This window comes from Neisseria sp. (assembly GCF_030530745.1).
Taxonomy (GTDB): Bacteria; Pseudomonadota; Gammaproteobacteria; order Burkholderiales; family Neisseriaceae; genus Neisseria.
Map to the genome: position 1 here is coordinate 1 of NZ_JAUMUI010000030.1, position 23,922 is coordinate 23,922.

Annotated in this window: 21 protein-coding genes and 2 pseudogenes; 8 read left to right on the top strand and 15 right to left on the bottom strand. The window is 57.0% G+C overall.

Annotated elements, in window-relative coordinates:
• Positions 1–78: 78 nt before the first annotated feature.
• Positions 79–354, bottom strand: a pseudogene (locus Q3970_RS09255) (hypothetical protein); the annotation flags it as partial.
• 82 nt (positions 355–436) lie between these two features.
• On the opposite strand from Q3970_RS09255, the gene Q3970_RS09260 reads away from it, so the two are divergent.
• Together Q3970_RS09260 and Q3970_RS09265 are read left to right on the top strand one after the other, a co-directional pair.
• Entirely contained in the window at positions 437–2,239 is a 1,803-nt protein-coding gene (locus Q3970_RS09260; protein ID WP_303100293.1) for a DUF294 nucleotidyltransferase-like domain-containing protein, read from the top strand.
• A 14-nt stretch (positions 2,240–2,253) separates the two neighbouring features.
• Positions 2,254–2,862 carry a 3'-5' exonuclease gene (locus Q3970_RS09265; protein WP_303100294.1) on the top strand — a complete coding sequence of 203 codons (609 nt, stop codon included), beginning with the start codon at positions 2,254–2,256 and terminating at the stop codon, positions 2,860–2,862.
• Between the two features lie 326 nt (positions 2,863–3,188).
• Here the strand turns inward: Q3970_RS09265 and Q3970_RS09270 are convergent, their stop codons facing one another.
• The 14 genes from Q3970_RS09270 to Q3970_RS09335 all read right to left on the bottom strand — a co-directional run bounded on the left by Q3970_RS09270 (position 3,189) and on the right by Q3970_RS09335 (position 16,237).
• Positions 3,189–4,640 carry an efflux transporter outer membrane subunit gene (locus tag Q3970_RS09270; RefSeq protein ID WP_303100295.1) on the bottom strand — a complete coding sequence of 484 codons (1,452 nt, stop codon included), beginning with the start codon at positions 4,638–4,640 and terminating at the stop codon, positions 3,189–3,191.
• A gap of 107 nt (positions 4,641–4,747) precedes the next feature.
• Positions 4,748–5,875 (bottom strand): ABC transporter permease, encoded by a 1,128-nt coding sequence (locus Q3970_RS09275; RefSeq protein ID WP_303100296.1) that lies wholly within the window; start codon positions 5,873–5,875, stop codon positions 4,748–4,750.
• 92 nt (positions 5,876–5,967) lie between these two features.
• Positions 5,968–8,973, bottom strand: coding sequence for an ABC transporter ATP-binding protein/permease (locus Q3970_RS09280; protein ID WP_303100311.1), 3,006 nt, complete (start codon positions 8,971–8,973; stop codon positions 5,968–5,970).
• Between the two features lie 77 nt (positions 8,974–9,050).
• Positions 9,051–9,887 (bottom strand): CPBP family intramembrane glutamic endopeptidase, encoded by an 837-nt coding sequence (locus Q3970_RS09285; RefSeq protein ID WP_303100297.1) that lies wholly within the window; start codon positions 9,885–9,887, stop codon positions 9,051–9,053.
• A gap of 341 nt (positions 9,888–10,228) precedes the next feature.
• A complete protein-coding gene (locus Q3970_RS09290) occupies positions 10,229–10,741 on the bottom strand; it encodes a GNAT family N-acetyltransferase (RefSeq protein WP_303100298.1) in 513 nt (170 codons plus the stop codon).
• Between the two features lie 146 nt (positions 10,742–10,887).
• Positions 10,888–11,271 (bottom strand): DUF4298 domain-containing protein, encoded by a 384-nt coding sequence (locus Q3970_RS09295; RefSeq protein WP_303100299.1) that lies wholly within the window; start codon positions 11,269–11,271, stop codon positions 10,888–10,890.
• 14 nt (positions 11,272–11,285) lie between these two features.
• Positions 11,286–11,522 carry a hypothetical protein gene (locus Q3970_RS09300; RefSeq protein WP_303100300.1) on the bottom strand — a complete coding sequence of 79 codons (237 nt, stop codon included), beginning with the start codon at positions 11,520–11,522 and terminating at the stop codon, positions 11,286–11,288.
• Positions 11,523–11,544: 22 nt separating this feature from the next.
• Positions 11,545–12,519 carry an HlyD family secretion protein gene (locus Q3970_RS09305; RefSeq protein WP_303100301.1) on the bottom strand — a complete coding sequence of 325 codons (975 nt, stop codon included), beginning with the start codon at positions 12,517–12,519 and terminating at the stop codon, positions 11,545–11,547.
• A 218-nt stretch (positions 12,520–12,737) separates the two neighbouring features.
• Positions 12,738–13,388, bottom strand: coding sequence for a site-2 protease family protein (locus Q3970_RS09310; protein ID WP_303100302.1), 651 nt, complete (start codon positions 13,386–13,388; stop codon positions 12,738–12,740).
• Positions 13,389–13,468: 80 nt separating this feature from the next.
• Positions 13,469–14,086 carry a Type 1 glutamine amidotransferase-like domain-containing protein gene (locus tag Q3970_RS09315; RefSeq protein WP_303100303.1) on the bottom strand — a complete coding sequence of 206 codons (618 nt, stop codon included), beginning with the start codon at positions 14,084–14,086 and terminating at the stop codon, positions 13,469–13,471.
• Between the two features lie 74 nt (positions 14,087–14,160).
• Positions 14,161–14,781 (bottom strand): L-threonylcarbamoyladenylate synthase, encoded by a 621-nt coding sequence (locus Q3970_RS09320; protein WP_303100304.1) that lies wholly within the window; start codon positions 14,779–14,781, stop codon positions 14,161–14,163.
• Positions 14,782–14,961: 180 nt separating this feature from the next.
• Positions 14,962–15,798 (bottom strand): PHP domain-containing protein, encoded by an 837-nt coding sequence (locus Q3970_RS09325; RefSeq protein WP_303100305.1) that lies wholly within the window; start codon positions 15,796–15,798, stop codon positions 14,962–14,964.
• 9 nt (positions 15,799–15,807) lie between these two features.
• On the bottom strand, positions 15,808–16,020 hold the full coding sequence (locus tag Q3970_RS09330) for a hypothetical protein (RefSeq protein WP_303100306.1): 213 nt from the start codon (positions 16,018–16,020) through the stop codon (positions 15,808–15,810).
• On the bottom strand, positions 16,001–16,237 hold the full coding sequence (locus Q3970_RS09335) for an RNA-binding S4 domain-containing protein (protein WP_303100307.1): 237 nt from the start codon (positions 16,235–16,237) through the stop codon (positions 16,001–16,003). Before Q3970_RS09335 ends, Q3970_RS09330 begins: the two co-directional genes overlap by 20 nt.
• Positions 16,238–16,472: 235 nt before the next feature.
• On the opposite strand from Q3970_RS09335, the gene Q3970_RS09340 reads away from it, so the two are divergent.
• The 6 genes and pseudogenes from Q3970_RS09340 to fusA all read left to right on the top strand — a co-directional run bounded on the left by Q3970_RS09340 (position 16,473) and on the right by fusA (position 23,789).
• Positions 16,473–17,981 (top strand): catalase, encoded by a 1,509-nt coding sequence (locus Q3970_RS09340; protein WP_303100308.1) that lies wholly within the window; start codon positions 16,473–16,475, stop codon positions 17,979–17,981.
• A gap of 275 nt (positions 17,982–18,256) precedes the next feature.
• A pseudogene (gene nrdG / locus Q3970_RS09345) lies at positions 18,257–18,716 on the top strand (anaerobic ribonucleoside-triphosphate reductase activating protein); the annotation flags it as partial.
• Position 18,717: 1 nt separating this feature from the next.
• Positions 18,718–20,502 carry an anaerobic ribonucleoside-triphosphate reductase gene (gene nrdD / locus Q3970_RS09350; RefSeq protein ID WP_303100309.1) on the top strand — a complete coding sequence of 595 codons (1,785 nt, stop codon included), beginning with the start codon at positions 18,718–18,720 and terminating at the stop codon, positions 20,500–20,502.
• A gap of 199 nt (positions 20,503–20,701) precedes the next feature.
• Positions 20,702–21,073 carry a 30S ribosomal protein S12 gene (gene rpsL / locus Q3970_RS09355; RefSeq protein ID WP_002218431.1) on the top strand — a complete coding sequence of 124 codons (372 nt, stop codon included), beginning with the start codon at positions 20,702–20,704 and terminating at the stop codon, positions 21,071–21,073.
• A 121-nt stretch (positions 21,074–21,194) separates the two neighbouring features.
• Positions 21,195–21,665, top strand: a complete 471-nt coding sequence (gene rpsG / locus Q3970_RS09360) for a 30S ribosomal protein S7 (RefSeq protein ID WP_085367118.1) — start codon at positions 21,195–21,197, stop codon at positions 21,663–21,665.
• 18 nt (positions 21,666–21,683) lie between these two features.
• Positions 21,684–23,789, top strand: a complete 2,106-nt coding sequence (gene fusA / locus Q3970_RS09365) for an elongation factor G (protein ID WP_303100310.1) — start codon at positions 21,684–21,686, stop codon at positions 23,787–23,789.
• The last annotated feature ends 133 nt before the right edge of the window (positions 23,790–23,922 follow it).

Sequence of the window (23,922 nt, forward strand, 5' to 3'; positions counted from 1 at the left end):
GAATCCGTTAGGGGGAATTTAGAGGAGTTTTGGGATTTTTGCAAAGGTCTCAAACGGTGCGGCGAACTGGATATTGCCGCCGTAGCGCGGATCGGTTTTCGCCCACTCGGCCACCAGCTGATCCACCAAGGCTTTTTGTTCCGCCTTGGTTTCGGCTTGACTGTAGGCTTGCAGCACTTCCGCCAGTTTCGGCGACAATGCCGCCGCTTCGCGCAGGTCGCGCAAACGGCCGATACCCTGCACATTGGCGGCCTGCATTTGCTCTTCGGTGAGTTGGACGGAATCGGCATAACGGCTGTGCAGATGATCGGCAGCCAAAAGCAGATCGCCCATTTCGCGGGTAGTGCCGTCTGAAAAAACCTGCCTCCCCCGTTTTTGCAAAACATGGCATAATCGTTTGAACAACAAGATAAAACTGCAAAGGAGGAAGCCCTCAATGGAACGTTTCGATTTCAACTACGCCCCTTTCAATTATTTGAGCAACCCCGAGCGGGTGATGCTGCAAAAAGCGGTGGACATCGCCTTTTTTCACAACGGCGAAAGTATTATCCGCCCCGACGAGCCGATTGAGTATCTTTATGTGGTGATGAAGGGATTGGTGAAAGAAACCGGTGCCGACGGCGACGTGGTGTCGCTCTACCACCCGCGCGACACGTTTGAGGCGCGCGGGCTGATTGAGGGGGTGAGCCACCATCAGTTTGTGGTGGAGGAAGAAGCGCTGGTTTACACCATCCCCAAAGACGTGGTGCTGAAGATTATCGAAAGCAACCCGCGTTTCGGCGCGTATTGTTATGCCAGCGTGGCCGATAAGTTTGCCAGCCTTTCCAACAGCAAAAACGAGAGCGAGTTTGAAAGCCTGTTCACCGCCAAAGTGCGCGATGCCTGCCGCGACAACCCCACCTGGCTCGAAGGCGGCGATTCGATTTTCCGTGCGGCGGAAGTGTTGAAAGAACGTAAAACCAAATCGGCGCTGGTGCGGCACGAAGGCAGAATCGGTGTGTTTACCGAATCGGCGTTCCGCGACATTGTGATTGCGGGCGCACCTTCAAGCGATGCCATACACAACTGGGCGGCGTTCAACCTGATTTCCATCGATATCGACGATTTCGTGTTTAACGCGCTGTTGCGCATGACCACGTTTAAAATCCAGCGCGTGGTGGTTACGGAGAACGGCCAACCCATCGGCACGCTCGAGCAGATAGACGTTTTGGCCTATTTTTCGAACCACAGCCATTTGGCCGCCCAGCGTTTGGAGCGCGCCAAAACCATAGACGAATTGGTGGACATCGCCGGCCAGATGACCGATTCCATCCGCCTGCTGCGCAACAACGGCGTGCGTGCGCCGCAACTGGCGCAGCTGATGCAGGTGCTCAACAGCAGCCTGTTTGAAAAAGCCTGGCGCATTCTCGCGCCCGCCGATTTATACGACAACTCCTGCCTGATTGTGATGGGTTCGGAAGGGCGCGGCGAGCAGATTCTGAAAACCGACCAAGACAACGCGCTGATTCTGCGCGAAAGCGTCAACCCCGAAGAAGCCGCCGAAGTGGCGGAGCAGTTTTCGGCCACGCTGGCGCGCCTGGGCTATCCGCCCTGCCCCGGCAAGATTATGGTAAACAACCCCGCATGGCGCAAAACCCTGCCCGAATTCAAAAAAATGGTGAGCGGCTGGTGCCATGCGCCCGACGGCGAGGCGATGATGAATCTGGCGATTTTTATCGACGCCAAAGCGGTGGCGGGCGATGTTGCCATGCTGGCCGAAGTGAAAGAGCATCTGCAAAAACGCATGATCAACGATGCCGGCATGCTGATGGCGTTCGCCCGCGCCGTGGATCAGTTTGAAAGCCAGAGCAGGGGCTTTTTCTCGCAGCTCATCAACCGCGGCGGCAGCGAGAAAATGGACATCAAAAAAATGGGGCAGTTTCCCGTGGTGCACGGCATCCGCGCCTTAAGTTTGGAGGCGCGCATCGAAGAAACCAACACCTTCGAGCGCATCCGCCATCTGGTGCAGCTCAACGTTATCGACGAGGCGCTCGGGCAGGATGTGGCCGAAGCCCTGAGCTATATTATGGATTTGCGCTTCAGCGCCAACCTGCATATTCTCGAAAGCGGCGCGGGTACGCCGAACCAGGTGGATTTCGCCAACCTTTCCACGCTGGAGCGCGACCTGCTCAAAGACGCCCTGCAAGTGGTGAAACGCTTTAAAAACGTGATCCGCCACCATTTCCACATCACTTCGTAAGCGGGAGCCGGGCCATGTTTGAACGTTTTTTACGCAACCGCGAACGCAAAAAACTCACCGACCCGCATTATGGTTTTCTGTTTGAAGAACAACCCGGCGAATGGGTGAGTTTCGACTGCGAAACCACCAGCCTCGATGTGAAAGAAGCCGAAATTTTATCAATCGGCGCGGTGAAAATACGCGGCAACCGCGTGCTGGCAAGCGAATCGTTTTATGTGCTGGTGAAACCCGAAAACCCGATGAAAGCCGCCAACATCACCGTGCACGGCCTGCGCCCCACCGATCTTTCAGACGGCATTCCCGTGGAAGAAGCCGTTAAGCAACTGCTCGAATTTATCGGCGGGCGCGAACTGGTGGGCTACTATCTGGAATATGATGTAGCGATGATCAACAAATTCATGAAACCCATGCTCGGCATCAAGCTGCCCAACAAGCAAACCGACGTGTCGTCGCTGTTCCACCGCTGGCAGAGCAGGCAAAACGCCCACGACAGTTATGTGGATTTGCGTATGGACAGTATGTTTAAAAAACTCAGGCTGCCCGACCTGCCCCGCCACAACGCGCTGAACGATTCGATTAACGTGGCGCTGATGTATCTGCTGCTGAAACAGCGGTTGAAATAGGGAAAGATCAGGCTGGGACCTTTGCAAAAAAAACCAATTCACCCCTAAAAAGGTTTGTGTCTCGTCATCAGCTTCGCAATTCCGCTGCACGGGGGTAGCGCAGCGGAATTGCGAAGCTGATGACGGTGGTTGAATATTTCAGACGGCCTAAATGACTTGCAAAGGCCTCATTTCGCCATACTCGGGCTTGACCCGGGCATCTGTTTGTTTTAGAGGAAAAAGAGATACTCGGGTCAAGCCCGAGTATGACGTTAGTGTTTTAAGGTATCGAAAAGAATTTCGTAAAGTTCTCAGGCCGTCTGAAAAGCAAATGTTTTTCAGACGGCCTAATCGGCTGCCCAGCCGCCGCCCAGCGCTTTATACAGCCCGGTCAGCGTTTGCGCGCGGGCGAGGCGGGATTGGGTGAGGTTGTCCTGCATTTCCTGCTCGTTCAGCTGCGCCCTCAAAGCTTCGTCTAAGGTTTTGTGGCCGTATTTGAACAATTTTTCCGTATCCGCCGCCTGCTTGGCAGCCTGCCGCTGCGCGGTGGCCAGCAGTTGGTTTTGACGGGTGAGCGCGGTGTGGGTTTGGTAGGCGGTGTCCACCTCGCCCAGCGCTTTCAACAGCGTTTGGTCGTATTGCAGCAAGGCCGTCTGAAGGCGGGCATCGGCGGCGGCGATATTGGCTTGGATGCGGCCGTTGGTAAACAGCGGCACCTGAATGCCGGCGCGAAGCAGGCTGCCCCAGCCTTTCAGGTCGGCCGAACCGTCGATACTGATGCTGCCCTGCCCCAAAAATTCGATGGAAAAACGCGGCAGCAAATCGGCTTTGGCCGAAGCGAGTTTGGCGGCGTAGGCATTCACTTCGGCGGCGCGGGCACGCAGATCGGGGCGGCGCTCCAGCAGCCCTTGCGGGGTTTGGCCGGCGGGGGCGGCGGGCTGGTTGGCGAGAATGTCTTTACGGCCTTCGGGCAGACTGAAGCCCTGCGGGGTTTGGCCGGCAAGCACGGCGATGCTGCGCACATAGGCGGCGTATTCGGCGGCCAGCGTGCTTTCGCGGGCTTGGGCGGCACTCAGCCGGCTGCGCGCCTGACTCACTTCATAGGCAGTCAGCTGGCCGGCTTTGAAACGGCCTTCCACATAGCGCACCATGCGTTGCAGGGTGGCGGTGGTGCGCCCGGCGGTTTGTTGGCGCGCTTGCGCGGCGCGGGCTTTGAAATAGTTGTCGGCAATGTCGGCCGCAATCAGCATCTGCGCGCCGTAAACCTGCTCTTGCGCGCCCAGTGCGGCATAACGGGCGGCATCGGCGTCGCTGCGTTTTTTGCCGAAAACATCGGGTTCCCACGAAGCGGTAAAGCCGCCGGTGAGCGAGCTGCCTTTGAGGCGGTAGCGCTCGCTGTTTAAGGCGGCGGCCTGCGGAATCTGGCCGATTACTGCGCGGGTTTCGCTGCTCAAGGGGTTGCTCATGCGGGCATCCAAGCGGGCGGCATCGGCGTTCAGGCCGATGGCGGGGCCTTTATCGGCCTCGGTCGCACGGCTGACGGCGCGCGCTTCGTTCAGGCGGCTCTCGGCGATGCGGATATCGTGGCTTTGCCGCAAGCCCTGTTCGATCAGGCTGCTCAATACGGGGTCGTTCCATTGCCGCCACCATTGCGCGATGTCGGTACTGCCTTTCGCCGCCTGCGCCTGGTCGAAGGATTGCGGCACGGCGATTTGGCTGTTGAGCGGCACATCGGTGCCGGCGCAGGCGGCCAAAAGCAAGGAAAGCAGAACGGCGGTTGTCGGTTGGCGCAGGGCCATGGTTTATCCTTTGCTGCGGTTGGGTTAGCAACTGTATTACCAACTCGTTAGTCAGTAACATCAAACACGGTCAATCAAGCGCATGGCAGGCTTGTTTTTCAGACGGCCTATCCCTGCTGCTCCAGCATCTTTCTGAAGCGGAACAGCGCATAGCCCAAAAACAGTGCGCCGGCGGCCGACATCGCTGCCAGCTGCGGCCACACCAAATCAATGCCCGCGCCGCGCAGCAGCACGTTTTGCGCGAGCGACACAAACTGCGTGGTCGGCCAATATTCGCTGATCCATTGCGCGGCTTCGGGCATATTGTTGCGCGGCGAAGAAGAGCCGGAAAACATCAGCGCGATGATGTACACCGGCATCATCAGCAGGCTGTATTGCGGCATGGTGGGGGCGAGGGTGGCCAACATCACCGCCAGCGAGGCGATAGAAAACATAAACACCGCCGCGCCCAGCGCAAACAGCCACAGCGAGCCGGCCAGCGGCACTTCGAGCAGGCCGCCGACCAGCCAGCGCATCGACAGCAGCGCCACCGTGCAGATCACCAGCCCGTTGGCCAGGATTTTCGACAGCACGATTTCCGAGGCGCCCACCGGCATTACCAGCAAATGTTCGATGGTGCCGCGCTCGCGCTCGCGGATCACTGCCGCACCCACCAACACCAGCGTAATCATGGTGATCATATTGTCCACTTCCATAATCGCCAGCGGCCACACGTCGCTGCCGTTGGGGTTGAACTGCATTTTGATCACCGGTTTCACCGGCATCAGCTGATCAATCAAATCTTTCTGGCCGAGAAATTCGATCAGCTCGTTTTGAAAAACCTGCCCGATATAGGCCTGCCCCAAACCGGCCTGTGCGATGGTGGTGGCATCGGTGAGCAGCTGCACCTGCGGTTCGCGCCCCTGCATCACATCGCGCTGGAAGTTAGGTGGAAACTCAATCACAAACACCAACTGCCCCTTATCCATCAGCGCATCCACCTCTTCGCGGCTCACCGCTACCGGCGTTTGGAAATGCGGCGGCAGCAGCGCGGCGGTGATTTGGCGGGAAAGCGGCGAGCGGTCGGCATCGATCACGCCGATGGCGGCGTTTTTCACATCGTTGCTCACGCCGGTGGCGGCCGAGTGCACCAGAAAGGTAAACGCAAACACAATCAGCGCCACCAAAACGGTGTCGCCGAACAGGCTGCGCAGCTCTTTCAGGCTTAAGGCAAAAATATTTTTGATGCTTCGCATAATGGGCCTTTGCGGGGTTTCAGACGGCCTTTAGCCTTGGTTATGACATTTCAACAGGCCGGATTGATGCCAATATCCGGGCTGCCTGCCGTTTATTTTTCCTGCTTTTTCAACAACACCGAAGCCAGCAGCAGATAGCCCAAGGCAAAAGCGGCCAGCACGGTGTATTCAAGGGCGAAGTCGGCCAAGCCCAGCCCTTTGCTGAAGCCGCCCATGCTGATGCGCTGGAACCACGAGGCGGGAAAGCCCAGCCCCATCGCATAAGCGCCGCCGCTTAAGCTGGAAAGCGGGTGGATGATGCCGGAAAAATTGATGGTCGGAATCATGGTGCCCAGCGCGGCGATAAAAAAGGCGGCGGTTTGCGAGCGGGTAAACGACGACACCAGCAGCCCCAAACCCGTTGATGCGCCCACCAGCAGCAGCGAGCCGAGCAGCAGCGCTACAAACGAACCCTTGAGCGGCACGCCGAACCAAAACACCACCATCGCCGTCAGCATCACGAAATTAACCGCGCCGGACACCAGATACGGCAATTGCTTGCCCGCCAGATATTGCAGCACCGAAGCGGGCGAGGCATACAGATTGGCAATCGAGCCGATTTCGCGCTCGCGCACCACCGACAGCGCGGTCATGATGGCGGGGATCATCATCAGCACCATCACCAGAATATTCGGCACCATGCCGTTCAAGCTCTTGAATTCGGGGTTATACATAAAGCGCGGTTCGAGGGCGGCGGGCGTGGGCGGCTCGATGCCGCGCCGTTTCAACACGTCGCGGTTGTAGCTTTCGAGCAGGGCGCCGGCATAGCCCGAAACGGTGTTGCCGTTGAACGGCGCGGTGCCGTCCACATACAGCGCCACTTCCGGCTGCCTGCCCAGCGCCACATCGCGCCCGAACGCGGGCGGAATATCCACCACCAACACCGCCCGTTCGCTTTGCAGCGCCCGCTCGGCCTCTGCCTGCGAGCGCACCGGCGGCACTTCGGCAAAATAGGCCGAACCGCGGAAATATTCGGCCAAACGGCGGCTTTCGACGCTTTGGTCGCGGTCGAGCAAGGCGAAGGTGAGGTCGTCCACATCGTAGGAAATGCTCCAGCCCACCGAAGCGAGCATAATCACCGGCCCCATAACCGCGAAAAACAGGCGGATTTTGTCGCGCAGCAGCTCTTTGGCTTCGCGGGCGGCGAATGTCCATACCGTGGCGAACCAATAGGCCAGCGTATCGGTTTGGTGTGGTGTTTTTTGATTGTTTGGGCTTTCAGACGGCCTGTTTGTTTCAGGCAGGCTGTCTGAAACACCGACTGCCTGTTCCCTCTCCTGCGGGAGAGGGTTGGGGAGAGAGCCGCTTTGAGCTGCAGCAGCATTGGCCGCAGTTTCCGCCGTTTTGCTCTCTCCCCGGCCCTCACCCACGGGGGAGGGAGTCAGGCCGGCGGCAGGCGTTGCCGTTGTGCCCGCCACGGGTTCCTGCTTGTGCGGGGATAAGCGCTGTTGTTGTGCAGTTGATGAGGCTGGGTTTTCAGACGGCCTGTTGTTTTCAGACAGGCCGTCTGAAAGTTCCGCTGCTTCCCGCGCTTCGTCTTCCACCAAATACTGCACAAACGCTTCTTCCAGATTCGGTGCGCGGTATTGCGCCACCAGTTCGGCCGGCGTACCCACGGCCAGCACGCGGCCTTTGTGCATAAAGGAAATGCGGTCGCAGCGTTCGGCTTCGTTCATAAAGTGGGTGGAAACGAAAATGGTGATTTTGTCCTGCCGCGACAGCTTCAAGAGCGTGCGCCAAAACATATCGCGGGCGGCGGGATCAACGCCGGAGGTCGGCTCGTCGAGAATCAGCACTTCGGGGTGGTGCAGGCAGGCGGCGGCCAGTTGCAGGCGCTGGCGTATGCCCAAGGACAGCGAGGCGGGCTTGGTGCCGGCCACGTTTTCCAAATCGAACGCTTCCAGCGCATCGGCCACCGCCTGCGCGCCTGCCGCACCCATTTGGTAGAGCTTGGCGTGCAGCTCGAGGTTCTGCCGCACGCTCAGCTCTTCATACAGCGAAAACGCCTGCGACATATAACCCACGCGCATCCGCACCGCCATGCCGCCCGCATCGACGGGCTCGCCCAATAATTCGGCATCGCCTTCGCTGGCGGGCAGCAGGCCGGTGAGCATTTTCATGGTAGTGGATTTGCCGCAGCCGTTACTGCCTAAAAAGCCGAAAATCTCGCCTTTTTCGATTTTGAAGCTTACATGGTTCACCGCGGTAAAACTGCCGAAGCGTTTGGTAAGGCCGTGTGCTTCGATGGCCGGCGGCGAGGCGGGATCGGGAGTGAACGGCGTGATGTCCAACCCGCCCGAACCCTGCTGTTTTTCGGGCGGCAGCATTTTGATATAGGCTTCTTCGAGCGTAGCGGCGCCGTAGGCGGCCAGCACTTCGCGGGTGGGACGGTTGGCGAGCAGTCTGCCGCCGTCCATCGCCAGCAGGTGTTCGAACTGTTCGGCCTCGTCGATATAGGCGGTGGCGACAATCACCGTCATGCCCGCCTGCTCGGCGCGCAGCGCGTTAACCAACGCCCAAAACTGGCGGCGCGACAGCGGGTCGACACCGGTGGTCGGCTCGTCGAGAATCAGCAGATCGGGCGAATGCACCAGCGCGCAGCACAGGCTCAGTTTTTGCTTCATGCCGCCCGAGAGCTTGCCCGCCGCACGGTCGGGAAACGGCGCCAGGCCGGTGGCTTCCAACAGCCGCGCAATCCGCGCCTTACGCTCCACCGCCCCCAACCCGAACAGCCGCGCGTGGAAATCAATGTTTTCATACACGCTTAAGGTGGGATACAGGTTTTTGCCCAAGCCCTGCGGCATATAGGCGATGCGGTGCGACAGCGCCTGCCGCGTTTGTTTGCCGGCCATATCGCCGCCCAGCACCCGCACTTCACCCGCCTGAATCACCCGCACGCCGGCAATCAGCGACAGCAGCGTTGATTTGCCCACACCGTCCGGCCCGATCAAACCCACGGTAACGCCGCGCGGGATAGCGAGCGACACATCGGCCAGCGCGAGGGTTTTGCCGTAGCGGTGGGTAACGGCTTGCAGGGAAACGGCGGGGCGGGTGTTTATCGGCATGGGGGGTAATTGTTGTCGGTTGGATGGCGGGCAACGTAAACGCTGCCTGAATAATCAGCATCTACAATACCTTAAGTTGCGGTGTTCTGCAGACGACGGAAAAACAGTTCTTTTTCCTTGTATAACACCACGGCGGATACCAGCAGCAGAATGCCTGTCTGAATCACTTTGCTGTCGGGGTGGGTGGCAAAAATCTCATTGCCCAGGTTGGCCGAAAGATGGAACAGAGCGGCCACGGCAATACTGCGGCCGCTTTTCATATATACCCAGTTCATCAGCAACACGAACACCACCATACTGGCCACGAAATTGGCGGTGTAGAGCGCACCCGAGGCCATCAGTTCGCTGTGGTAATAGCCTTTGATAAAACCCAGCGGCAGATGCCATAACGCCCAATACAGGGTAAACAGCATAGATGCGGCAAACAGGCTGAAACGGGAAAGCAGCGCGTCCGTACCGTAGGAATGCCATGCCAGCTCTTCCACCACCGCCGCCAAAACCAGCATCAGCCAAGGCGACAACACCGCCGAGGTAAACGAAGGGTTGCCTGAAATATGGAACTGGCCAAGACTGTGCCCGAACAGCAGGGAAACCAGTTGCGCCAGCACCAGCGATACAGGCGGCAACAGTATGGCGGCAAACAGGTAGCGTTTAGGAAAGCCCGACAAGCATAGAAGGCGCGGCAGGGTATCCGCCCGCAAAACCGGATTACGCCAAACCAGCCACATCGCCAAAAATACGGGAACAAACAAACCGGCCAGCATCAGCGCCGCCAGCCAAGGGCTGCTTTCCTGCCCGGGCGTATGGCTGATTTGAGCGGCGATAAACCACAACACCCAAGGAATCATCAGCGACAGACTGAAAAAGCAAATCGGGCGGTAGCGGGTATCGGCGATGGAATGGGACATTTGGTTTCCTGGTTGGTTGGTGAAAAGTAAAATTGCATAAATCTGTAGTCTAGGGTCTGTTGACAATTGACCGGCGAAGCGGTTTTTTGAGGCAAAAATCCGCGGATGCCAGGCAAAAAGCGCAGCAAGGTCGGACACCTGCGGGCATTTCAGCTTCGCAAGTCCGCTACGCTGCCTAACGCCGCAGACGGGGTATTTCGGCCAAAAATACCGCCGTTGTGTTGAATGTCGACAGCCCCTAGAGCCATTATGTATTTCAATCAGGCCGTCTGAAACGGTGGCCGGCGTATGTTCGTTATTGTCGGTTGCAGACGGAGAGAGTCCGGCCCAATCTTGGCAAGCTACGCCTGCCCTTCCGCTACCCGTTTACCCAAAATCACCACATCGGCAACAAAGGTTTCCATATCGCACACCTGCGGCAGCCGTCCCCACTCGCTAAAACCCAGCGCGGAAAACAGGCGGATGCTGGGGGTGTTGTGGGCGAAAATCACGGCGATGATGTTGCGGATGCCCAAGGCAGGCGCCTGTGCACACATATACTCGGCGAGCCGCCGCCCCAAGCCGCTGCCGCGTGCATCTTGGTGCACATAAATGCTGATTTCGGCGCTGATGCGGTAGGCATGGCGCGGGTAGTAGTCGCTGAAGCTGCCCCAGGCAAGCACTTGCCCGGCGGTGCCCTCCACTACATATAGCGGGCGGTTGCCGCCGTGTGCGTCGAACCAGGCTTGGCGGCTCTGTGTGCTGACGGGCTGCAAATCGGCGGTGGCTTGGCGGCCGGGGATGGCGCTGTTGTAAATGGCAACGATGGCGGGCAGGTCGGCCTGCACGGCGGGGCGGATGGTGTGCGGTTGCATAGGGAATCCTGAAACAGCGTTTTAGCTTCGCAGAAACTTGTTTCCTCACGGAAACTGCGTTTTAGCTTCGCAGAAACTTGTTTCCTCACGGAAACTGCGTTTTCAGACGGCCTGGGCGGATTTTGGCAAAGGTTCCGTATTACCCGTTAGAGGCCGTCTGAAACGCCTGAACCGTCTGCCGCGGTTTCTTCTCCGCCGTCCCTGTCCAACACCGCCACGGCCGCGCGCAGCCATTGCCGGGCCAGGGTTTGCTGTTCGGCAAAGGCGTTCCACAAGGTGTCTTCGCCCATCACGCTGTATTCGCCGGTCGTGCGCAAATCGATGTCCAGCCCGTTTTCAACGGCTTGGTGGTAGCGGGTGAATTCGCCTTCGAAATAAAATTTTTCCAATTGCCGCATAATGGCTTCGCCGCGCCGCCAGTCTTGCCGGGCGGCTTCAAGTTTGGGCAAAAGCTCGGTCCATTCGCGGTAAAGCTGCTGGATTTCGTTAATGCGCGCCTGTGCGGCGGCGGAATCGGGCGGGGTATTCATATTATTGCTCCGCATCAGGGTTTGGGCGCACCGGCACTCTTTTCTGCGCGCTCTTTTTCGGCCTGTTGTTTCCGGCGTTTTTCCTGATCGCGCCGGTGTTTTTTGCTTTCGCGCACTCGGCGGCTTTTTTCGAGTTTGTCGTTGATGCGTTCGATAACCGAGCGTTTGTCTGCCTGCGCCGCCCGGCTGTGCGCGGCGGGCAGAATCAGGGCGGCGGCCAGCAGGGCGGCGATCAGTTTGGTTTTGCTCATGATGCTTTCCTTTTCAAAGGGTTTACTGCGGCAGCTTAACCGCCAGTTCAGACGGCCATTGCGCTTTGTCGTCCAAGCGCACATAGCCGTTGCCCGTCATGCCGCCTTTTAATAATCCCTTGTATTCCAAAGCGGTTTCTTCGGGCATTTTCAGTTTCACTTTAAACATCAGTTTGGCGCGCTCGTCGGCGGTTTCCACGTTTTTCGGCGTGAACTGGGCATCGGCGGCGATAAACGTAATTTTGGCGGGAAATACGGCGGCAATACCGTCGAGCACAATCCGCGCCTCGCCGCCCACTTTCAGGCGGCTCATCTGGCCGTTGGGCAGAAAGATATTCATCGACACATCAGCCGGATCGATCAGGCTCACCACTTTGCTGCCCGAGGCGATTATGCTGCCTTCTTCGGCGATTCGGTATTCCACCCTGCCTGCTTTCGGGCTGCGTATCAGCATATCGTCGTTGGCCGACGACGCTTCGCTGATTTGCGCCTGCGCGGCGTTCACCGCCGCGCGCGATTCGGCTCGCGCGGCTTTGGCCGCCTGAACCGATGCGGCGGCGCTGTCGCGCTCGGCGCGGCGTTTGCTCACCTCGCTGTCGGACACCAGCTCGTCGCGCCGCATTTGCAGCGCGTTATCCAAATCGAGCTGCGCCACTTTCAGCCGTTGTTCATAAGCTTTGATTTCGGCATCGGCGCGGGCGGCACCCTCTTCGGCACGCTGTTTCTGCGCTTTGGCCGCTTCCACGCGGCTGGTGCTGGTTTCAGACGACAATTCGGCCAGCACGTCGCCTTCTTTCACTTCGCTGCCTTCGTCCACCCGCATTTTCTGCACCCGCCCGGGATAAAGGCTGGCCACGTCCAAGCGCTTGAGTTCCAAGCGCCCGTTTGACCGGGCGAAACCTTCGGGCAGGCCGCTTTGGTGCCGCTGTTGGTACACATACCAACCGCCGGCGGCCAGCGCGGCAAGAAGCAGAACAGAGGGAAGCAGTTTTTTCATGGTTTTTCCTACGTGGGGTCGGTGGGGCTGAAGCGGTATTATCATGTGCCGGTCAGATATCGACAGCTCCAGGGAGGCAGGAATATGGCGGAAATAAAGTTTTTTCTATAGCGGGTTTTGCCGGGAAGCCGCCCCAAACACTAGGGTCTGTTGACAATTGACCGGCGAAGCGGTTTTTTGACCAAAAACACCGCCGTTGCGTTAATTGTCAACAGGCCCTAGAAAAACACCCCTGTAACCGAACGCACCAGCGTGATGATGCCCGCCACAAACGGCATCATGATTTTGCCCAGCAGCCCGGTCATCAGCAGAATCAGGATAATCCAAGTGCCGTAAGGCTCGATTTTCTGAAACTGCACCGAAGCGCGGGCGGGCAGAAAGCTGTCGACGAAGCGGCCGCCGTCGAGCGGCAGCACCGGCAGCATATTGAGCACGAACAGCACGGCGTTAATCAGCACGCCGTATTTGGCCATTTCGCCCAGCGGGTATTGGAACGACTCAGGCACATGGGGTGCCAGCGCAAACGCCAACCCCCAGCCGAACGCCATTACCAAGTTAGACAGCGGCCCGGCCACCGCCACCATGCGCAGCCCCATGCGCATATTGCGGAAATTGCGCGGCACGATGGGTACGGGCTTGGCCCAGCCGAACAAAAACGGCGTGAACAGAAACATCAGTATCGGCACCAAAATCGTTCCGACGGGGTCGATATGCGCCAGCGGGTTGAGCGTGAGCCTGCCGAGCTGCTCGGCGGTACGGTCGCCCCAATAGCGCGCGGCGTAACCGTGGGCGGCTTCGTGCACGGTTATCGCCAGCAACACCGGCACCAATGCGAGTAAGAAAATGCCCAAGTCGAAGTTTTGAAACATAGTTTTCCTTTTGAATTAAAGTAATCCCGGCCGTCTGAAAACCGGCGAGCCGTGATGAAACCGTTGCGGGCTTTCGGCTTTCAGACGGCCTCTACGGTGGTTTGAACGCCCTTGCCGCTGTCGATAAATACGGCCTGCTTGTTGTTGAGCGGATAAAGGGGCAGAAACGCATATTTCTGCCGGATTAAAGCGGTAACGTCGGCAAACGGGTATTCGCCGTCGTGCGGCAGCGGGCAGATGCCGATGATGCCCAAGCCTGTGCCGCAGGCTGACGCAGCGGCGGCGGCATCGTCCATTTCGCGCACATAGGCGAGGTTTTCCGCCAATATCATGCTGCCGGCCGATTCGCCGATATAGGGTTTTCCCTCGGCGATTTGCTGCCGGATAACGCCGTCGGCCTGTTTGAGCCACAGTTGCTCCAGCAGGTAAAAGGTATTGCCGCCGGAAACGTAGATATAGTGGCAGAGGCGCAGTTTTTCAGCCAGTTGCTCCACATTTAAAACGGCGGCATCGGTTTCTTCGATATTAACGCCCAATGCCCTCCAAGCCGCGCGGGCTTCGTCCACATAAAAATCCGCCTCTTCGCCCCGTGCGGCGGTGGGGATGAACGCCACGGTTTTTCCCTGCATATCTTCGTTCAGGCAGGCGGGCAGCAGGGAGGCGGTTTCGGCAAAATAAGAGGTAAGAAAGAGTTTCATGGGTAGGGCTTTCTCGGAGGTCTTTAACAAAAGGGCCTTGCGCTTTTGCGCGGCAATCGGTTTTCAGACGGCCTTTACAACCCGAACAGGCTTTTATCGCCTTTTCCCTCGCGCACCAGCGCTACTCCGTCGGTCATGTCGATTACGGTGGTCGGCTCGGTGCCGCACCAGCCGCCGTCAATCACCAGATCGACGCTGTGCTCCAAGCGGTCGCGGATTTCGTAGGGGTCGGTTAAGGGTTCGCTGTCTTCGGGCAGCATCAGGGTACAGCTTAACAGCGGCCCGCCCAGTTCCGCCAACAGGGCGAGTGCGATTTTGTTGTCGGGCACGCGCAGGCCGATGGTTTTGCGTTTGGGATGCAGGGTGCGGTTGGGCACTTCTTTGGTGGCCTGCAAAATAAAGGTGTAGCTGCCCGGGGTGGCGGCCTTGAGCCGGCGGAACTGGCCGTTGTCGACTTTGGCGTAAGTGCCCAACTCGCTCAAATCGGCGCACATCAGCGTGAGGTGGTGTTTCTGGTCGATTTGGCGGATGCGCAAAATACGTTCCATCGCTTCTTTGTCGCCCAAGCGGCAGCCGAGTGCGTAGCAGGAATCGGTGGGGTAAACCACGATGCCGCCTTGTCTGACTATTTCTGCCGCCTGTTTGATCAGGCGCTCTTGCGGGTTGTCGGGGTGGATGGCGAAAAATTGTGCCATGCTGTGTTCCTTGCTGGTTGATGGTTTGGCGGAATTGTAACTGAAAATGCCGCCGTGCAAGTGATATGGGGGCGAAACGGCCGCCGCGCAATCACCAAGGCCGTCTGAAAACATTTCAGACGGCCTTGGTGATTGCACGGTATCAGCGTTTTTTCCAGTATGAATCTTAGACAAACCGTTTCAGGCCGTCTGAAAAAAATCCCAAACAGGTTTGCAGTTGGCAGGCAGCTCGGGGCAGGCGCCCAAAATGCCGCCGCTGTAATCGCCCTGCCTGTGGAAATCGCTGCCGGCGCTGGCCAGAAGGCCGTAGCGTTCGGCCGACAGGGAATAGTTTAAACGGTCGTTCTTACCGCAGTTGCCGCTGTGCACTTCGATGGCCGCGCCGCCCGCCGCCTTGAATTCTTCAAACAGGTTGCGCTTGGCGGTGGCGGAAAAGCCGTAGCGCATAGGGTGGGCAATCACGGCCAAGCCGCCCGCACCGTTGACGGCGGCCACGGCTTCGGCCAAACCCGCCCATTCGTGCGGCACGGAAGCCGGTTTGCCGTCGCCCAGATATTTGGTGAACGCCTGTTGTTTGTTGCGCACATGGCCTGCGTTAATCAGAAACTCGGCCACATGGGTGCGCGACACCATTTCGGGGTTAGCGGCCAAGGCAAGCGCGCCTTCGTATGCGCCGTGAATGCCCCTCTTTTCGAGCTTGGCGGCAATCGCTTCCAACCGTTTCAGACGGCCTTTGCGCACTTCGGCCAACAGGTTTTGCAAATCTTCGTTGCCGTCGTCGAAATCCAGCCCGACGATATGCACGGTGCGTTTGCGCCAGGTAACGGAAATTTCCACGCCGTTAATCAGGCGGATGCCGCATTTTTGCGCTTCGGCGCGCGCTTCGGCCAGCCCGCCGGTGTGGTCGTGGTCGGTGAGCGCGAGCAGGGTGCAGCCGTTGGCGTGCGCCAGCCGCACCACTTCGGCGGGGCTTAACAGGCCGTCTGAAATATTGGAATGGCAGTGCAGGTCTATCATCCTCGCCTTTCAGACGGCCTTATCCGTGCCGTCCGTTTGTGCGGCGGCTTCTTCGGCAAGCTGCGCCTGCCGCTGTTTCTGCTGCGCATCGTAGGCGGCTTTTTCGTTCCAATAAATCGTTTGGATACACGCATCGCCGCAATCGCTGCCGCAGCATTCCCACGCTTCGGGGCGCACGGGTTCGGGCAGCAGGTTTTCGGGTTTAAGTTTCTTCGGGGTCATAACCGTTTTCGATTTCCAGCACCGCGCCGTTAAACTCAATCACTTCGCCGCCGCGTATTTTGGCAGTTTTGCGGGTTTCGGTTTCGCCGTTGCGCAACACCAGCCCGCCGGCAATCGCCGCTTTGGCCCGGCCGCCGCTGTCGGTTAGTCCTGCCAGTTTGAGCAGGTCGCACAAGGCGATGTATTCGTTGTCTTCCAAATATACGGTGGCGTGCATGATATTTCTGTTTCTATGGGCAATTGGCTGATAACGGCCTTATTTTACGCGAAAACGGGCTTTTTTATTATCAATTTAACAAAAGCTATTAATAATTTATTTTCTATTTAAAATATCTAAAATCAATCGCAATCATAGTTTTAACGGCAGAAATGTTGCCGTATAGTGCCCATACGGCACATATCAAACCCGCCGTTCCCACGCATTCCCACTACCAGCCAAAGGAGCACAAACCATGAGCAAATGCCCGGTAACCCACCTCACCATGAGCAACGGCGCACCCGTTGCCGACAACCAAAACAGCCTCACCGCCGGCCCCCGCGGCCCGCTGTTGGCGCAAGACTTGTGGCTGAACGAAAAACTCGGCGACTTCGTGCGCGAAGTGATTCCCGAGCGCCGCATGCATGCCAAAGGCAGCGGTGCTTTCGGCACCTTTACCGTAACCAACGATATCACTAAATACACCCGCGCTGCCATTTTCAGCGAAGTGGGCAAAAAAACCGAAATGTTCGCCCGCTTCACCACTGTGGCCGGCGAACGCGGCGCAGCCGATGCCGAGCGTGACATCCGCGGTTTCGCGCTGAAGTTCTACACCGAAGAAGGAAACTGGGATATGGTGGGTAACAACACCCCCGTGTTTTTCCTGCGTGACCCGCGCAAGTTCCCCGACTTGAACAAAGCGGTGAAACGCGATCCGCGCACCAATATGCGCAGCGCCACCAACAACTGGGATTTCTGGACGCTGCTTCCCGAAGCCTTCCACCAAGTAACCATCGTGATGAGCGACCGCGGCATTCCGAAATCCTACCGCCACATGCACGGCTTCGGTTCGCACACTTACAGCTTTTGGAACAAAGACGGCGAACGCTTCTGGGTGAAATTCCACTTCCGCACCCAACAAGGCATTGAAAACCTGAGCAACGCCGAAGCGGAAGCGGTAATCGGCAAAGACCGCGAAAGCCATCAGAAAGATTTGTATGAAGCCATCGAGCGCGGCGATTTCCCGAAATGGAAAATGTATGTGCAAATCATGCCCGAAGCCGATGCCGAAAAAGTGCCGTATCATCCGTTCGACCTTACCAAAGTGTGGCCGAAAAAAGACTACCCATTGATCGAAGTGGGCGAGTTCGAACTGAACAAAAACCCCGAAAACTTCTTTGCCGACGTGGAGCAATCCGCCTTCGCACCGAGCAACCTCGTACCCGGCATCGGCGCATCGCCCGACAAAATGCTGCAAGCGCGCCTGTTTAACTATGCCGACGCGCAACGCTACCGCTTGGGTGTGAACCGCAACCAGATTCCGGTCAACGCACCGCGCTGCCCCGTGCACAGTAACGCCCGCGACGGTTACGGCCGTGTGGACGGCAACTACGGCGGTCTGCCGCACTACGAACCCAACAGTTTCGGCCAATGGCAGGAGCAGCCGCAATACGCCGAGCCGCCGCTGAAAATCAACGGCGATGCCGCCCATTGGAACTTCCGCGAAGACGATGCCGATTATTTCAGCCAGCCGCGCGCGCTGTTTAATCTGATGAATGCCGAACAGAAACAAGCCCTGTTCGACAACACCGCCGCCGCCATGGGCGATGCGCCGGACTTCATCAAATACCGCCATATCCGCAACTGCGTGAAATGCGACCCGGCCTACGGCGAAGGCGTGGCCAAAGCCTTGGGCCTAACCGTGGCTGATGCCGAAGCCGCCCGCGCGAGCGACCCTGCGTTGGGCCAACCGGGGCTGCTGTAATGTGGCAGGAAGTCGGCGAATGGTTGGCCGAAACCGTTCGCTGTTACCGCAAACGTTAAGGCCGCAATCCGTATTTGACAACAGGCCGTCTGAAAACCGAAATATTTTCAGACGGCCTTCATTTTAACAGTCAAATTTGATGAATCTTTTTTACATTGTTGTTTTGTGAAATTTGACTTACATCAATAATAGGTATCTGAAAATTTATAAAATACCATATTTAGTAGTTTTTTATTTTTTTAATACTAAATATGGGGTTTGAAATGGATGGGCAAATGCTCAGATTCACTGCCGAGCAAATCGTGTGGCAGGAAGTGCCGGGCGAGGTATCGTTGGCATTTTTGTGTTCGGGCTGCCCGTTGCGCTGCAAAGGCTGCCACAGTGCGGATTCATGGAAGGAAGGATTGGGCGCGGAGTTGACTGCGGATTATTTGAAAGGCCGTCTGAAACGCTATCGCGGGCTGATTACCTGTGTGCTGTTTATGGGCGGCGAATGGCTGCCTGATGCGCTGCGCCGTATGTTGGAAGTGGTGCGGGAGGCGGGTTTGAAAAGCTGCTTATACACCGGTTTGGAGCGCGAAGAGCTTTCAGACGGCCTGCTGCCTTATCTCACGTTTTTGAAAACCGGCCGCTGGCTGCCGGAGTTGGGCGGCTTGAACAGCCCGGCTACCAACCAACGTTTTATCCGTATTCATACAGATGAAAACTTAACCCATTTATTCAGAGGAGAAACCATATGATCCGGCTTACCCCCGAGCAGCTGAACGGCAAGCTGGCGTTTATGAACGGCTATATTGCGGCGCAAAACGCTGCCGACGGCTCGAAAATGGACGCCAATGCCAACGTTACCCAAAAAAACATCGCCACGATGGAAGCCGAGCTGATGAAGGATTTTTTCGTGCAGGTCAACCGCGCGCAGGTTTTCCGCAAAATCGAAAAAATCTTCGGCAAGGCCGATGCTGATGAATATATCCGCCAAATCGAGGCGCACGAGATTTATGTGCACGACGAAACCAGCCTCAAGCCCTATTGCGTGTCGGTTACACTGTATCCGTTTTTGCTCGACGGCTTGGCCAAGCTCGGTGGCGAATCGAAAGCCCCCAAACATCTGGCATCGTTTTGCGGCTCGTTTATCAATCTGGTGTTTGCCATCAGCGCGCAGTTTGCCGGCGCGGTGGCTACGGTGGAGTTTTTAACTTATTTCGACTATTTCGCCCGCAAAGACTACGGCCGCGATTACCTGCAAACCCACGCGGCGGAAATTGCCGACCATATGCAGCAGGTGGTGTACAGCATCAACCAGCCCGCCGCCGCGCGCGGTTACCAGAGCGTGTTTTGGAATATTTCGGTGTACGACCGCCATTATTTCGAAGCCATGTTCGCCGATTTCGTGTTCCCCGATTTCAGCAAGCCCGAGTGGGAAAGCGTGGCCGCTTTGCAATTGTTTTTTTTAAAATGGTTCAACAGGGAGCGCAGCACAGCCGTGCTCACTTTCCCTGTAGTAACCGCTGCCATGCTCACCGGAAACGGCAAGTGCAAAGACACCGAATTCGCCGATCAAATGGCGCAGGAGCTGGCCGAAGGCAATTCATTTTTCGTTTACCTTTCCGACAACCCCGATTCGCTGGCATCGTGCTGCCGCCTGCGCAACGCCATCGAAGACCGCACCTTTTCCTACACCCTCGGTGCGGGCGGCGTGGCCACCGGCTCGATTAACGTGATTACCATCAACATGAACCGGCTGGAGCAGGACGGGCGCGACTTGGCAACCGAAGTGGCGAAAATCCACCGCTACCAATACGCCTACCGCAAGCTGATGGAGGAATACCAGGCCGCCGGCATGCTGCCGGTTTACGACGCAGGCTTCATCACGCTCGACAAACAGTTTCTCACCATCGGCATCAACGGCATGGCCGAAGCCGCCGAATCGTGCGGGATTACCGTGGGTTACAACGAAGACTACGTCAACTTCGTACAAGGCCGTCTGAAAACCATCTATCAGGCCAACCAAGCCGCATCGAAACACTACGGCGTGAAGTTCAACACCGAATTCGTGCCCGCCGAGAACCTCGGCGTGAAAAACGCCAAATGGGACAAGGCCGACGGCTACAAGGTTGCCCGCGACTGCTACAACTCCTATTTCTATATCGTGGAAGACGAAGCAACCAACGCGCTCGACAAATTCCTGCTGCACGGCCGCGAGCTTACCGAATGGCTCGACGGCGGCTCCGCCCTGCACCTGAATTTAGACGAAGCACTGCCGCAGGCCGGTTACCGCTCACTGCTCGACATCGCCGCCCAAACCGGCTGCAACTATTTCTGCGTCAACGTGCGCATCACCATCTGCAACGACTGCGGCCATATCGACAAACGCACCCTGCACGAATGCAGCGCCTGCGGCTCGCACGATATCGACTACGGCACGCGCGTCATCGGCTACCTCAAGCGCGTGTCCGCTTTCAGCAGCGGCCGCCGCAAGGAACACGCCCTGCGGCACTACCACCGCCGCACTGCCGCGTGAATAAGATTTCAGAAATAAATACAGAAGGCCGTCTGAAATGTTTTCAGGCGGCCTCAAACTGTGGGCAAAACCACGCCAAATACCGCACGCAAAACACTTTTTTCAGCCCGCGGCTTGACTAAGTGTTTGCACCGAAAATATAATTCCGCTCTTGTCGGCATGGTGCCGGCAAGTATTTCACTCAACAGGACGAGAAAATATGCCAACTATCAACCAATTGGTACGCAAAGGCCGTCAAAAGCCCGTGTACGTAAACAAAGTGCCCGCACTGGAAGCGTGCCCGCAAAAACGCGGCGTATGCACCCGTGTGTACACCACTACCCCGAAAAAACCGAACTCCGCATTGCGTAAAGTATGTAAAGTACGCCTGACCAACGGTTTCGAAGTGATTTCATACATCGGCGGCGAAGGACACAACCTGCAAGAGCACAGCGTGGTGCTGATCCGTGGCGGTCGTGTAAAAGACTTGCCGGGTGTACGTTACCACACCGTTCGCGGTTCCCTGGATACCGCAGGCGTTAAAGACCGTAAGCAAGCACGCTCCAAATACGGTGCCAAACGCCCCAAGTAATCCGACAACACCATGGCACGTCGGTCTTGCCACCTGAAAAAAGGGGTGCGGCCGAGTAAGTGAATGCTTTGATGGGCATTCATGGGATTGTCCCAACTGAATAGATATTTAAGGAATTAAAATGCCAAGACGTAGAGAAGTCCCCAAGCGCGACGTGTTGCCCGATCCGAAATTCGGCAGCGTCGAGTTGACCAAATTCATGAACGTATTGATGATTGACGGTAAAAAATCCGTTGCCGAGCGCATCGTTTACGGCGCCCTCGAGCAAATTGAGAAAAAAACCGGCAAAGCAGCAATCGAAGTGTTCAACGAAGCCATTGCCAACGCCAAGCCCGTTGTAGAAGTGAAAAGCCGCCGTGTCGGCGGTGCCAACTACCAAGTTCCTGTTGAGGTCCGCCCTTCACGCCGCTTGGCTCTGGCAATGCGCTGGGTGCGCGATGCTGCCCGCAAACGCGGTGAAAAATCCATGGATCTGCGCCTGGCCGGCGAATTGATCGACGCAGCCGAAGGCCGTGGCGGCGCCATGAAAAAACGTGAAGAAGTACACCGTATGGCCGAAGCCAACAAAGCCTTCTCACACTTCCGTTTCTAATTTCGAAAGGCGAATAAAATGGCTCGCAAAACCCCGATTAACCTTTATCGCAATATCGGTATTTCCGCCCACATCGACGCGGGTAAAACCACCACTACCGAGCGTATCCTGTTCTATACCGGCCTGACCCACAAACTGGGCGAAGTGCACGACGGTGCTGCCACAACCGACTATATGGAACAAGAGCAGGAACGCGGTATTACCATTACTTCGGCAGCCGTAACCTCTTACTGGAAAGGTATGGCGGGCCAGTTCCCCGAGCACCGCTTCAACATCATTGATACTCCGGGGCACGTTGACTTTACCGTAGAGGTGGAGCGTTCTATGCGCGTACTCGACGGTGCGGTAATGGTTTACTGCGCGGTAGGCGGCGTACAGCCCCAGTCGGAAACCGTATGGCGCCAAGCCAACAAATATAAAGTGCCGCGTTTGGCCTTTGTAAACAAAATGGACCGTCAAGGCGCCAACTTTTTCCGCGTAGTCGAGCAAATGCGTACCCGTCTGCGCGCCAACCCCGTTCCCATTGTTATTCCCGTGGGTGCTGAAGACAACTTCGAAGGCGTGGTCGACCTGCTGAAAATGAAGGCCATTATTTGGAACGAAGCCGACAAAGGTACCACGTTCGAATATGGCGATATCCCCGCTGATTTGGTGGCCACTGCTGAAGAATGGCGCAACAATATGGTTGAAGCAGCTGCCGAGGCCAGCGAAGAGCTGATGGATAAATATTTGGGTGGAGAGGAGTTGAGCGAAGAAGAAATCGTTGCAGCCATCCGTCAGCGCACACTGGCCGGTGAAATCCAGCCGATGCTTTGCGGCTCTGCCTTCAAAAACAAGGGAGTGCAGCGCATGTTGGATGCTGTGGTGGAATTTTTACCCGCACCGACCGATATTCCTCCCGTTCAAGGCATCAACCCGGGCAACGAAGAGCCCGACAGCCGTGAAGCCAAAGACGAAGCGAAATTCTCCGCCTTGGCGTTCAAGATGCTGAACGACAAATATGTCGGCCAGCTGACTTTCATACGCGTGTATTCAGGTGTGGTGAAATCAGGTGATACCGTTATCAATTCGGTTAAAGGTACCCGCGAGCGTATCGGCCGTTTGGTGCAGATGACTGCCGCCGATCGTACCGAAATTGAAGAAGTCCGTGCAGGCGACATTGCCGCCGCTATCGGTTTGAAAGACGTAACCACCGGTGAAACCCTGTGTGCCGAAGATGCGCCGATTATCTTGGAGCGCATGGAATTCCCCGAACCGGTAATCCACGTTGCCGTCGAACCGAAAACCAAAGCCGACCAAGAGAAAATGGGTATCGCCCTGAACCGCCTGGCCAAGGAAGACCCCTCTTTCCGTGTGCGCACTGATGAAGAATCCGGTCAAACCATTATTTCCGGCATGGGCGAATTGCACTTGGAAATCATCGTCGACCGCATGAAGCGCGAATTTGGTGTGGAAGCCAACGTAGGCGCACCGCAGGTAGCTTACCGCGAAACCATCCGCAAAGAAGTGGAGTCCGAAGCCAAACACGTTAAACAATCCGGCGGTAAAGGCCAATACGGTCACGTTGTGATTAAAATGGAACCGCTGGAACCCGGTGGCGAGGGCTACGAGTTTATCGACGAAATCAAAGGCGGTGTGATTCCGCGCGAATTTATTCCCTCTGTCGATAAAGGTATCCGCGACACCCTGCCCAACGGTATTGTTGCCGGCTATCCCGTAGTTGACGTGCGTATCCGCCTGATTTTCGGTTCTTACCACGATGTAGACTCTTCTCAAATTGCCTTTGAATTGGCCGCTTCCATGGCCTTCAAAGAAGGTATGAAAAAAGCCTCTCCGGTATTGTTGGAGCCGATTATGGCCGTTGAAGTGGAAACCCCCGAAGACTACATGGGCGACGTGATGGGCGACCTGAACCGCCGCCGCGGTATCGTTTTGGGTATGGACGACGACGGCATCGGCGGCAAGAAAGTCCGTGCCGAAGTGCCGTTGGCAGAAATGTTCGGTTACTCGACCGATCTGCGTTCTGCCACCCAAGGCCGTGCAACCTACTCGATGGAGTTCAAGAAATACGCAGAAGCTCCCGCACACGTTGCCGCACAAGTTACAGAAGCCCGCAAAGGCTAAACTGTCGAAAAAGGCCGTCTGAATTTCAGACGGCCGCCCTTCCCTGTTCTTTAATTGTTCTTTATAAAGGAATTAGCTCATGGCTAAAGAGAAATTCGAGCGGAGCAAACCGCACGTAAACGTTGGCACCATC